The sequence below is a fragment of the Streptococcus infantis genome, assembly GCF_047465525.1.
In the GTDB taxonomy this organism is placed as follows: Bacteria; Bacillota; Bacilli; order Lactobacillales; family Streptococcaceae; genus Streptococcus; species Streptococcus infantis_R.
Genome location: NZ_JASGZS010000011.1, coordinates 16,478 through 29,595 on the forward strand (window position 1 = coordinate 16,478; position 13,118 = coordinate 29,595).

The following is a 13,118-nucleotide window of genomic DNA, read 5'->3' on the forward strand; positions in this document are numbered from 1 at the left end:
ATGTATTATTTTATTCCGGCTTGGTATGGTAGCCATCAGCAGTGGCATGCTGATATAACCCCTTGGTACTTTTCACAATTTAAATTAGAATTTGACGATACCTTTAATCAGATTCGTCTACTAGATAGGTTGGAACAATCGACACGTCTATTGATTTTGGCTTATCAGCCACATCTTCGCTATTTTTTACATCGTCATGGTGTATTAGAAGCTGAAGTATATTCTATTTTTGATGAGATGCAGGATATTACTGATATTTCTCCACAAGTCTTGAATATCAGAGATATCGAGTGGGATAAGGACTGTGAATTTATATACAGTCCTTTCGCCATTATTGTCCAAAAAGATGGAAATCGCTATGCTCAGATTGAGCATGGAGTGGAAGGATTTATTAGTGATATCCAGTATTTTGATATCCAAGGGCAAATGTCTAAACGCTATATTATGGATGACAGAGGCTTTGTTTCGAGTGTCATTTATTATCAGGACAATTATCCAGCTTGTCAAGATTACCTGAATCCTAAAGGGATTTGGCAATTCAGAGAGTATTTACAAGAGGATGGTAGGGTAGAGATTAATCCTATTTTTGCCTTTCGTTTTCATTCGCTCCATTATAGTGATATGGGGCAGTTGGTTGCTGAATTTTTTGAGAAACGACTCGAGAAGATTGAAGAGAGTAGTGATTTGTTTATTGTCCCATCTGATTCTCGGCATAACGATTTTGTTCTAAATCGTTTACCTGAAGCAAATCCGAAAATCTTGAGCCTTTTCATCGGTCGCAATCCAAAGCAGACTATGAGAGACCTTCTTGGTCCTATATCCAAAGTCGATTTGGTCTTGGTTGATAGGGAGGATAGCCTTCAGCTTTTGCAGGAATTGTATCCAGATAAATACAATCTGTTCAAACATTTATCGCCATTTGATACTCGTTTGAGATTGGGAAAAAGTCAGACAAAGAGGGAATCCATTATTTACTATCAACTTAATTTTGAAGAAGAAGTGGACAAAGAAGGACTTTTCCAAATATTATCCTTCCTTGCAGAGACCAAAGATACTGAGGTAATTTTCGGTGCTTTTGCTGCCAATAACGACCAGATGGAGAGAGTGGCAGATATAATTCAAGAGATCATAGATGAAAAATTCCCAGCAAAGAGTTTTGAAAAAGCGGTTGACTATGAAGGGGCTGAAAATCCTTTAAAGGAAAATGCACAGCAGAAACTCCGTTATCGCCTGTTAAACATCAATGATGAATTGGAAATGATTAAGACATTAGAATATGTGCGTTTGATTGTTGATTTGAATCCTCAACCTCACCTATATACCCAAATAGCAGGGATTAGTGCAGGAATTCCTCAGGTGAATCAAGTAGAGACTGTCTATGTTGACCATTTGAAAAATGGCTACCTGCTTTCTACCATCACAGAATTTAAGAAAGCGGCCCATCACTACCTGGATACCCTAAAAGAATGGAATCAGTCTTTAATCTACTCGATTGATAAAATCAAGGAACATACAGGTGAAAAATTTGTGGAAAAACTAGATCAATGGATAGAGGAGAGTACAAATGTCAAAGGATCTTAAAATCCTACAGATAGGGACGGGAAATTGGAAACATCGTTATGAGATCCCTAAGAAAATGGAATGGTATTATTTTTATCCTAATTCTCCTAAGGTACTTAAGGAAACGATAAAAATGGATGAGATTCGCAAGTTTAATGCCATTCTCATTGAAGACGGCCGTTACTTGGTTGACCTATTACCAATTATTAAAATGATCGATCCTTATACGATTTTTTATAACCAAGAGTTTCAAACAAGCAACCCTCTTATTTTAGATTTAATCAAGAAACGCTGTGCCCAAGCAATCGACTTTTCAGATCCACAGAGGCTATTAAAAGATTTATCAACTTCCTTATTTGGTGGTGGTTATGGAGATAAGTTGAATCCCTCTGCAATTGATGTCCATCCAAGTTTTAAGGGTTCTATTTCTTATCAAGGATTTGAATATTTGCTCTTAGAGGGAGATTTTGGTTCTGAGTTTTCCCAAGTAGCTAATTGGAAATATAACTTTGTATCATCAACAAAACTTCCAATCGAGGTGTGGTTAGAGTATGAAAAAAGTGAAGGTGTAGAATTTCAGTTTCGTGTTCGAAAAATGCCTGAAGGTTCAGTTTCGGATGTGGTTGAAGACTTGATGTATACAGAAGAGGAACTAGAAACGGCTCTAGTCATGGAGCAGTATTACAATGCCCACCTCTGTATGTCTATTGAAGCGCGTGGTCAGGGAAGCTTAAAATTGGGAAATCTACATCAGCGTTGGACCCGTAAACAATTTGGGAAATTTGTCCTTGGAGGCAATATTTTACACGATAGTAAGAGAGACGAGATTAACTACTTCTTTCATCCTGGGGATTTTAAGCCACCATTGGCTGTTTACTTTTCAGGATTCCGACCTGCCGAGGGATTTGAAGGATACTGGATGATGCAAAATTTCAAGTGCCCCTTCATTTTGTTCTCGGACCCTCGCTTAATAGGTGGAGCTTTTTACCTAGGCAGTGAAGAACTAGAAGAAAAAATCAAACAAACGATTGAACATTATCAGGAATATTTAGGTTTTGAAAAAAAAGATTTGATTTTATCAGGTTTATCAATGGGAACCTTCCCTTCTCTTTACTATGGCTCATTCTTTGAACCGAAAGGAATCGTTGTGGGTAAACCCTTAGCAAATTTAGGGACAATTGCCAAACGTGGTAGACTGGAAGCACCAGGTATCTTTCCAACAGGATTTGACGTGCTCCACCATCAAACTGGAGGGATCAGCCCGGCCCATATGGATGAGTTGGATAACCGTTTTTGGTCTGCCTTCAAACAAGCAGATTTTTCTCAAACGACGTTTGGTCTTTCTTACATGAAGGATGAGGATATGGATAGTCATGCCTATGATCAGCTAGTCACTACGCTCTGTCAAACTGGAGCGAAGATCTTATCAAAAGGAACAGCAGGTCGACACAATGATGATACAGAAACCAACGTTATCTGGTTTATCCATTTTTATAACATGATATTACAAGCAGAATTTGGAAGAGGTGAGACATGATTATAAATCAAAGAGAAGACATACTCTGGGGAGATATGGGAGCAACTTACCTGTATGGAACTCGAGTTCAGTTTTGGGAAGATGGCCATATCAGTCTTTCAAATCCATTACTAGCTCCAGGAGAAGTTCTCAAATCATGGCTTTCAAGCTTGAATTATCAAGGTGGTAGAAGTCAACCCAGCCTACCTCTCTTAAAAAGAAATCATCGCTATCAATTTACCATGAATATGACTTGTTATCCTGAAAATAGCATTTACATCAAACTAGTTTTCTTGGACCGTTACGAAGAAGTGCTAGAAGAAAAAGTTGAGAAAACCCTATCTTTTTCTTTCGTTTATCCTGAGGAGGCTTATACCTATAGAGTTTCTCTCATTGCTGCTGGGTTTGAGTCACTCGATTTTTATTCTTTCTCAATTAAGGAGTATGATCGTGTTTAATAGTTTGTATCAAAATAGAAAACTCAGAAAAGTCGGAGCTACTTTAAAAAAGATCAATGGTCTCAAAGATGAGATGGCAGCTCTTAGCGATGAAGCCTTGGCAGTAAAAACGGTAGAGTTTCGTCAACGTTTAGCAGAGGGGGAAACCCTAGATGACTTACTTGTTGAAGCTTTTGCAGTTGTACGTGAAGCTGATAAGCGAATCCTAGGGATGTTTCCTTATGACGTTCAAGTTATGGGGGGCATTGTCATCCACCAGGGGAATGTTGCGGAGATGAATACCGGTGAAGGAAAGACTTTGACTGCGACTATGCCTCTTTATCTCAATGCCCTAACTGGTAAAGGTGCCATGTTGATTACGACCAATGAATATCTAGCTAAACGTGACGCAGAGGAAATGGGGCCGGTCTATCGATTCTTAGGTTTGAGTATAGGAATCCCATTCACTGATGATCCTGAGGAAGAATTAAAAGCCGAAGATAAAAGGAAAATTTATAACTCAGATATCATCTATTTAACCAATAGTAGTCTAGGTTTTGATTATCTAAGTGATAATTTAGCTTCCAGTAGTAATGAAAAGTTTTTGCGCCCATTTGACTATGTCATCATTGATGAAATTGATGATATTTTACTAGATAGTGCACAGACCCCACTCATCATTGCGGGATCTCCTCGTGTTCAGTCCAACTACTATGGCATCATCGATACTTTAGTAACAACTATGGTTGAAAATGAAGACTATATCTTTAAAGAAGAAAAAGAAGAGATATGGTTGACTACAAAGGGGGCTAAAACTGCTGAAAGCTTCCTAGGGATTGATAACTTGTATAAGGAAGAATACGCGACTTATGTACGACATCTAGTCTATTCCTTGAGAGCTCATAAGTTGTTCACGAGAGATAAGGAGTACATCATTCGAGATGATGAAATGATTCTCCTGGATAAAGGAACAGGTCGTTTGATGGAAATGACCAAGTTGCAGGGAGGTCTTCATCAGGCCATCGAAGCCAAGGAGCATGTGAAACTCTCTCCTGAAACGCGAGCAATGGCCTCTATTACCTATCAAAGTCTTTTCAAAATGTTTAATAAGATATCAGGAATGACTGGGACTGGGAAGGTCGCAGAGAAGGAATTTTTGGAAACCTATAATATGTCTGTTATCCGAATTCCGACTAATCGTCCCTTGATCCGAAAAGACTATCCAGACAATCTTTATGTAACACTACCAGAAAAGGTTTATGCTTCACTTGAATGTATCAAGGAATACCATCTCAAAGGAAACCCACTACTAGTCTTTGTAGGATCGGTTGAGATGTCGCATCTCTATTCGTCCCTACTGTTGCGGGAAGGAATCGCCCATAACGTCTTGAATGCCAATAATGCTGCGCGTGAGGCACAAATTGTCTCAGAATCAGGTCAGATGGGAGCCGTGACGGTTGCAACATCCATGGCAGGGCGAGGAACAGATATTAAATTGGGACCTAGAGTTGCCGAGCTTGGTGGCCTAGTAGTTATCGGTACAGAACGAATGGAAAGCCAGCGAATCGATCTGCAAATTAGAGGACGCTCGGGTAGACAAGGAGATCCAGGTCTGTCGAAGTTTTTTGTATCATTAGAAGATGATGTTATCAAGAAGTTCGGTCCATCCTGGGTTCACAGAATGTACAAAGAGTACAGTGTTGCAGATATTACTCAACCACAAGTCCTTGAGGGAAGAAAATACCATAGACTTGTTGAAAAAGCTCAAAATGCAAGTGATAGTGCTAGTCGCGCCAACAGACAGAGAACACTAGAATATGCTGAGAGTATGAATATCCAACGTGATCTCATCTATAAGGAAAGAAATCGTTTAATAAATGGAGAGAGAGATCTTAGAGATGTATTATCTGAGATGATTGACGAGTATATTGAAACTATTTTATCTGAAAACATAAAAACCAGAGAAGAATTATTTCATTATATTGTTACGAATATCAGTTTTAATATCAGAGAATTACCTCTTGATCTAGTCATTGAAGATCAACAAGCGTTGAGAAATTTCTTGATTCAGATTATTAACAATGAGTTAAATGATAAGAAGACCTTGTTAGAACCTCATGATTTATATGACCAATTTTTGAGAATTTCCATGCTTAAAGCCATTGATGATAACTGGGTGGAACAGGTGGACTACCTGCAACAATTGATGATGGCAATTGGTGGACAATCAGCCAGTCAAACGAACCCTATCGTAGAATACTACCGAGAAGCCTATATGGGATTTGAAGCCATGAAAGAGCAGATTCGTTCAGATATGGTACGAAATATCTTGATGGGCTTGGTACAGATGGGACCTAAGGGCGAAATCGTAACCCATTTTCCATAAAAAGGGGACAATATGACAATTTACAATATAAATTTAGGAATCGGCTGGGCCAGCAGTGGTGTTGAATATGCCCAAGCTTATCGTGCGGGTATTTTTCGCAGCCTGAACCTGCCGTCGAAGTTTATCTTTACAGATATGATTTTGGGAGATAATATACAACATTTGACTGCAAATATCGGCTTTGATGACGATCAAGTCATCTGGCTTTACAATCACTTTACAGATATCAAAATTGCACCGACCAGTGTGACGGTAGATGATGTGTTAGCTTATTTTGAAGGTGTCGAAAGCCGTCGTGAAAGAAATGGGAAAATTGAACGAATCTTCTTCTCAGATGAAGACAAGTTTATCACTTGTTATTTGGTAGATGAGGAAAAAGATTTTGTTCAACATGTGGAGTATGTGTATGCTGGTAAATTAATCCGCAAGGATTACTTCTCATACACACGCTACTGCACAGAATATTTTGCTCCTAAAGACAATGTAGCGACACTCTATCAAAGAACCTTCTACAATGAAGATGGGACTCCGGCTTATGAAATGTTCATGAATCAAGGGACCGAGGAAGTCTACCGTTTCAAGGATCGCATTTTATACGGGAAGCCTGCCTTGATCCGTTATTTCATGCAGACACTTGGGTTAAGTAAATCAGATCTAGTGATTTTAGACCGTGAGACAGGAATTGGTCAGGTGGTCTTTGAAGAAGCGCGTGCTGCTCACCTTGCTGTTGTCGTTCACGCTGAGCACTATAGTGAAAATGCGACCAATGATGATTATATCCTTTGGAACAACTATTATGACTACCAGTTTACCAATGCAGATAAGGTTGACCTCTTCATCGTTTCAACGGATCGTCAAAAGGAAGTTCTAGAGCAACAGTTTGCTCGCTATACCTCGCATGCACCTAAGATTGTGACCATTCCAGTTGGAAGTGTTGACCAATTAACAAAACCACAAGAGAGCCGTAAGCCATTTTCTCTCATTACAGCTTCGCGTCTAGCCAAGGAAAAGCATATTGATTGGCTTGTCAAGGCTGTGATCGAGGCTCATAAGGAATTGCCAGAATTAACCTTCGATATCTACGGTAGTGGTGGTGAAGAAGGGCGTCTTCATGAGATTATCGTTGCAGGCCATGCAGAAGAGTATATTAAACTCAAGGGCCATGCAGAACTTTCCCAAATCTATTCACAGTATGAAGTTTATCTAACCGCTTCTACCAGTGAAGGATTTGGTTTGACACTCATGGAAGCAATTGGTTCAGGCTTGCCATTGATTGGTTTTGATGTTCCTTATGGAAATCAAACCTTCATCGAAGATGGCGAAAATGGATATTTGATTCCAAGCTCATCTGACCATGTCGAAGATGAAATCAAGAAAGCTTATGCAGAAAAAATCTGCCAACTGTATTTGGAGAATCGTTTGGAAGGCATGAGAGAAAAATCTTACCAGATTGCTGAGAAATTCTTGACTCAAGAGATTTTGAACAAATGGGAAAAAACAATCAAGGAGGTAGTGGATGATTCAGTTATTTGATGTATATAATCAAGAAAGCCAAGATTTGCACTATAGTCTGACTGAAGCAGGACTGTCTGATTTGGCTGTGGTTATTGAACCCGATGGATTTTTGCCAGATGGAGTTGTCTCACCCTTCACCTATTATTTGGGTTATGACAGCGGTAAACCCTTGTACTTTAACCAAGTTCCTGTACCAGACTTTTGGGAGATTGCTGGTAATAATCAATTTGGGACCATCAATGACCTCAATCAAGAACGAGCAGTGATACATTTTGCAGATGGTTTACAGGCTCGTTTGGTAAAAAAAGTCGAATGGAAAACACCAGCAGGTCGCATCTTCCAAGTGGATCACTATAATCGTTTTGGAGCTTGCTTTGCTAAGACCACCTTTGATGCTTCTGGTCAAGCTATTATGACTTCCTATAGGGATGTAGAACAAAAGAAAGTTATTTTGGAAAACCATGTCACAGGTGATATTCTTTTGACCTTGGAAGGTCAAGGATTGCGCCATTTTTCTGGTCGAGTGGCCTTTATCATAGACTTCTTAAAAGGTTTGAAAGTGAATCTTGACCACCTTCTCTTTAATACCCTATCTACATCGTTTTTGACTTCCTTCCATTTCCCAGAAAAATCAGGTCAGGATATCCTAGTTTGGCAAGAACCACTACATGATGATATACCAGGAAATATGCAATTGATCTTAGAGAATGACCAGCTTCGAGCTAAGACCATTATCATTCCAGACTATGCGACTTATGAACGCGCTCTGCAATTGACCGATGAAAAATTTCATCATAAGTTTAGTCATCTAGGCTATCATTATCACTTTAAGCGCGATAATTTTGTTCGACCTGATGCCCTGATAGTGACCAATTCGGATCAACTAGAGCAAGTCGAAAAACTGGTGGAGAGTTTACCAAGGGTCACTTTCCGAATCGCGGCAGTGACAGAAATGTCAGCAAAGTTGATGGATATGCTACGCTATCCCAATGTTGTACTCTATCAAAATGCCAGTCCCCAAAAGATTCAAGATCTCTATCAACTATCAGATATCTACTTGGATATCAACTATGGGAATGAACTTCTCCAGGCTGTTCGACAGGCTTTTGAACACAACCAACTGGTTCTAGCTTTTGAAGAAACCGCCCATAACCGTCGCTATACAGCTCCGAATCATATTTTCGCTAAGGAAGCAGTTGACGACATGATTCACACCATTGAGTTAGCTATTTCTCATGTCAAAGAGATGGGACGAGCTCTTGGAGATCAAGGGTACCACGCCAATTATGTAGATCCAATTATGTATCAGGAGCGGATGGAAACCATTTTAGGAGAAAGCCATGACTAAAAAAGATCTATTTTATCAAGATGTTGAAGGTCGCATGGAAGAGATGAAACAACAACCCATCAAAAAAGAAAAATCTACACGTGGTGAAAAAATTAGTAAGACATTTTCTTTCTTGATAGGATTCATCATTTTGATTGGTTTATTATTTACTTTGATAGGACTTTTGAGGTAGTTAAATGACAGAATTATTGATAATTTTAACCATTATTTTAGCTATTGTCTTAATCATCCTTGTGACCATTCAACCAAGGCAAACTCAAATTTTTTCTATGGATGCTACTAGTAATATCGGAAAGCCCAGCTATTGGCAAAGCAATACGCTTGTTAAAGTCTTAACCTTACTCGTTAGCTTATCACTATTTGTGTTGTTGCTCCTCTTTATGGTTTTAACTTTTAACTAATCTTTTTCTGTATTGATAGAACGTTTGATTTTAACAGTGAAGATTTAAAGAAATTTAAGTTTGATGAGAAAATTTTAAGAAAACTTTTAGGAATCTAGTTTATACTGTAAGCATAAGTTAAGAAGAACTTAACTTTAACTCCTAAAAATTTTTCATAATAATCTCCCTATAAAATAAAGTCGCCCAATCAGGCGGCTTATTTTTGTACTAAGATTAAGCTTGTTCATGGTATAATAGTGCTATGAGATTAGATAAATTTTTAGTTGCCTGCGCTGTAGGAAGTCGGACGGAAGTTAAAAACTTTCTAAAGGCTGGGCGCGTGATGGTCAATGGTAAAAAGGAAAAATCTGCCAAGCTACAAATCAATGAAGAGACAGACGAGATTTGTTTTGACGGGCAAAAGCTAGACTACGAGGAGTTTGTTTACTATATGATGAACAAGCCCCAGGGGGTTATCTCAGCGACTGAAGATCCTAAACATAAGACTGTTTTGGATTTGTTAGATGATTTAGCTCGTTCAAAGGAAGTTTTCCCAGTAGGGCGTTTGGATATCGATACGCATGGACTCTTGCTCTTGACCAATGATGGCCAACTGGCTCATGCTCTTCTTTCTCCTAAACGCCATGTGGATAAGACTTATCTGGCGCAGGTCAAGGGAATTATGACCCAAGAGGATGTAGAGAAATTTGCTCAGGGGATTCCGCTCAAAGACTTTACCTGTCAGCCTGCTAAGCTGGAGCTTGTGGCTCTTGATAGAGAAAAAAATCAAAGTCTGGTTCGTGTGACCATTGTAGAAGGGAAATTCCACCAGGTTAAACGGATGGTAGCCTACTGTGGCAAGGAAGTGGTGGACTTGCAACGTCTGACCATGGGAACTTTGACCTTGAATGAAAATCTGAAGCGTGGGGAATGGCGTCGCTTAACCAAAGAGGAAGTGGAAGGCTTGCGCGAAAGTGTTGGGTAAACTGTGGAATCTTTGAAAAAGGTGAGGAAAATATCCTTGCCTTTTTCAGTTTTTGGTTGCTTCCTTTGTGAAAAGAGTTATAATAGACTGTAGAATAAAAGGAGGATTTTATGAACGCTATTCAAGAATCATTTACAGATAAATTATTTGCTAATTATGAAGCAAATGTCAAATACCAAGCTATCGAAAATGCTGCTAGCCATAATGGAATTTTTGCAGCCCTTGAGCGTCGTCAAAGCCATGTCGACAACACACCAGTTTTCTCACTTGATTTGACAAAGGATAAGGTTACTAACCAGAAAGCTTCTGGTAGATGCTGGATGTTTGCGGCCCTCAACACTTTCCGCCACAAACTCATCTCTCAATACAAACTTGAAAACTTTGAATTGTCACAAGCCCACACCTTCTTCTGGGACAAGTATGAAAAATCTAACTGGTTCTTGGAGCAAGTGATTGCAACTGCTGACCAAGAATTGACGAGCCGTAAGGTTAGCTTCCTACTCCAAACTCCACAACAAGATGGTGGTCAGTGGGATATGGTGGTTTCTCTCTTTGAGAAATACGGTGTTGTTCCTAAGTCTGTTTATCCAGAGTCTGTTTCATCTAGTAGCAGTCGTGAGCTTAATGCCATTCTTAATAAATTACTTCGTCAAGATGCTCAAATCTTACGTGACCTCTTGACTTCAGGTGCTGATCAAGCAACTGTTCAGGCTAAGAAAGAAGACCTCTTGCAAGAAATCTTTAACTTCCTTGCAATGTCACTAGGTCTCCCACCACGTAAATTTGACTTTGCTTATCGTGATAAAGACAATAACTACCAAAGCGAAAAAGGTATCACTCCACAAGAGTTTTACAAGAAATATGTCGACCTTCCATTAGAAGACTACGTTTCTGTGATCAATGCTCCAACTGCTGATAAACCATATGGCAAATCATACACAGTTGAGATGTTGGGAAATGTCGTTGGTAGCCGTGCAGTTCGTTACATTAACGTACCGATGGAACGCTTGAAAGAATTGGCGATTGCTCAAATGCAAGCAGGAGAGACTGTTTGGTTTGGTTCTGATGTCGGCCAGCTCAGCAACCGTAAAGCGGGAATCCTTGCGACAGATGTTTATGACTTTGAATCAAGCATGGACATTCAACTCACTCAAGACAAGGCTGGACGTTTGGACTACAGCGAAAGCTTGATGACCCACGCCATGGTCTTGACAGGTGTTGATTTGGATGAAAATGGCAAATCAATCAAGTGGAAAGTTGAAAACTCATGGGGAGACAAGGTCGGTACAGATGGTTACTTTGTTGCTTCAGATGCTTGGATGGACGAGTACACTTACCAAATTGTTGTTCGTAAGGAATTACTAACAGCAGAAGAACAAGCTGCCTATGAAGCAGAACCAATCGTCCTTGCACCATGGGATCCAATGGGTGCCTTGGCTGAATAAATGAGATATAAAAAGAACGGTTCTATAATTTTTAGGGTTGATGGAAATTTTCCACCAACCCTATTTTAGTGTATACAAAAAGGCCAACATCCATTATATTAAAAGCGCTGAAACCTAAAACAAAAGGATGATGACCATATGAACAATATACTAGAAGCTACACTACAAATCAAAGATAAAAACATTATTTGGGATAATAAAGTTCAAGAGAAGATATTTAAAAAGAGAAAATCTTTATTTTATGCAGCTACTTATACGCATAAACCAGAATTTTGTACCGTTTGTGGGTGTGTTAGCCGAAATAATAATATCGTTAAAAACGGCACGAAAACATCTCGTATCACTCTCTGTTCTGTTTCAGGCCTAGCGGCTTACTTAAATCTACGCAAGCAGAGATTTCTCTGTAGAGAATGCGGCTCTTCATTTACCGCAGACACTAGTCGAATCGTAGAAAAACACTGTCATATCTCTAAACGCTTAAAAAACGAAATTAAATCAAAAATAAGTGAAACAGTATCTGAAACCTATATCGCAAAAGAAACAAATGTTTCAGTTCATACGGTAAGACGTATCATAGATGATACAACACGTTTACTAAAGATTAAACCATTACACGATTTACCTGAGCATTTGTGTTTTGATGAATTTAAATCCGTCAAATCTTCCGATAGTAATATGAGCTTCATTATTTGTGATAGCACTACACACAAGCTGGTCGATGTTGTACGAGATAGAAAATCTTACAGCTTGAAAAAGTATTTTCATCGTTTTGAGCCTAAGACTAGATTAAAGGTAAAAACTATCTCCATCGACATGTACTTACCGTACATTCAATTAATAAAAGAAATGTTTCCTAACGCTAAAATTATCATTGATCCTTTTCATATCGTACAAGCCTTAAATAGAGAATTAAATCGAACTCGGGTACGTGTCATGAATAAGCATCGCTATAAAGACTCTAAATTATATCGAAAGTTAAAACATTATTGGAAGTTAATTTTAAAGAACTCTAATGAACTTCAGAACTATAAATATAATCGTTATAAGCTTTTTGAAAGCTTCATAACAAGTAAAGGAATCGTAGATTATATCTTAGAAAAAAATCCATCTCTTAAAAATGATTATGATGTTGTACATTCACTTCGTGAATGTATACAGGATAGAGATTATATAGAATTCAAGGAAACGATTGAAGCAGCTACGCAATTAGACCTATCTCCTGGTTTAAAAAGAGTATTAAAGACTCTTATGACTTACTTGCCATATATTCAAAATACTTGTGAGTATCTAACTAGAACAAATGGCCCTATTGAAGGAATAAACAATAAAATAAAAGTGCTTAAAAGAAATGCCTACGGCTTTAGAAACTATTACCATTTTAGAAATAGGATTATTTTAATAACAAAAATGTTTGGCCCAAAACAAAAAGGAATTAAGCAACAATTAGTTGCTTAATCCCTTCCTAAATTTCTTCATCAACACTATTTGACAAAGAGCCCTTTTTTAGTGCTCAAAATAGCACTCAATTTTAAATGGATTTGGTGTT

The 13,118-nt window shown here is 38.6% G+C and carries 11 protein-coding genes; all 11 read left to right on the top strand.

Annotation, left to right across the window (positions count from 1 at the left end):
* The 11 genes from asp1 to QM374_RS05455 all read left to right on the top strand — a co-directional run bounded on the left by asp1 (position 1) and on the right by QM374_RS05455 (position 13,027).
* A complete protein-coding gene (gene asp1 / locus QM374_RS05405) occupies positions 1 to 1,581 on the top strand; it encodes an accessory Sec system protein Asp1 (RefSeq protein ID WP_315640017.1) in 1,581 nt (526 codons plus the stop codon).
* Positions 1,565 to 3,097 carry an accessory Sec system protein Asp2 gene (gene asp2, locus QM374_RS05410; protein ID WP_414311100.1) on the top strand — a complete coding sequence of 511 codons (1,533 nt, stop codon included), beginning with the start codon at positions 1,565 to 1,567 and terminating at the stop codon, positions 3,095 to 3,097. Before asp1 ends, asp2 begins: the two co-directional genes overlap by 17 nt.
* Positions 3,094 to 3,534 carry an accessory Sec system protein Asp3 gene (gene asp3, locus QM374_RS05415; protein ID WP_315640015.1) on the top strand — a complete coding sequence of 147 codons (441 nt, stop codon included), beginning with the start codon at positions 3,094 to 3,096 and terminating at the stop codon, positions 3,532 to 3,534. The genes asp2 and asp3 overlap by 4 nt, the downstream gene beginning before the upstream one ends.
* A complete protein-coding gene (secA2, locus tag QM374_RS05420; protein WP_414311101.1) occupies positions 3,521 to 5,899 on the top strand; it encodes an accessory Sec system translocase SecA2 in 2,379 nt (792 codons plus the stop codon). Before asp3 ends, secA2 begins: the two co-directional genes overlap by 14 nt.
* Positions 5,900 to 5,911: 12 nt before the next feature.
* On the top strand, positions 5,912 to 7,432 hold the full coding sequence (gtfA, locus tag QM374_RS05425) for an accessory Sec system glycosyltransferase GtfA (RefSeq protein WP_414311102.1): 1,521 nt from the start codon (positions 5,912 to 5,914) through the stop codon (positions 7,430 to 7,432).
* Complete coding sequence (gene gtfB / locus QM374_RS05430) at positions 7,416 to 8,762, top strand: accessory Sec system glycosylation chaperone GtfB (RefSeq protein ID WP_414311103.1); 1,347 nt, start codon at positions 7,416 to 7,418, stop codon at positions 8,760 to 8,762. The genes gtfA and gtfB overlap by 17 nt, the downstream gene beginning before the upstream one ends.
* Complete coding sequence (gene asp4, locus QM374_RS05435; protein WP_049508236.1) at positions 8,755 to 8,934, top strand: accessory Sec system protein Asp4; 180 nt, start codon at positions 8,755 to 8,757, stop codon at positions 8,932 to 8,934. Before gtfB ends, asp4 begins: the two co-directional genes overlap by 8 nt.
* 4 nt (positions 8,935 to 8,938) lie before the next feature.
* Complete coding sequence (asp5, locus tag QM374_RS05440; protein WP_075228150.1) at positions 8,939 to 9,163, top strand: accessory Sec system protein Asp5; 225 nt, start codon at positions 8,939 to 8,941, stop codon at positions 9,161 to 9,163.
* A gap of 241 nt (positions 9,164 to 9,404) precedes the next feature.
* The gene (locus QM374_RS05445; RefSeq protein WP_414311104.1) at positions 9,405 to 10,127 is read left to right on the top strand and encodes a pseudouridine synthase; all 723 of its coding nucleotides are present in this window, start codon (positions 9,405 to 9,407) and stop codon (positions 10,125 to 10,127) included.
* Positions 10,128 to 10,237: 110 nt separating this feature from the next.
* On the top strand, positions 10,238 to 11,572 hold the full coding sequence (gene pepC / locus QM374_RS05450; protein WP_070458803.1) for an aminopeptidase C: 1,335 nt from the start codon (positions 10,238 to 10,240) through the stop codon (positions 11,570 to 11,572).
* A gap of 138 nt (positions 11,573 to 11,710) precedes the next feature.
* Positions 11,711 to 13,027: an ISL3 family transposase gene (locus tag QM374_RS05455; RefSeq protein ID WP_414311105.1), complete on the top strand. Its 1,317-nt coding sequence runs from the start codon at positions 11,711 to 11,713 to the stop codon at positions 13,025 to 13,027.
* Positions 13,028 to 13,118: the final 91 nt, after the last annotated feature.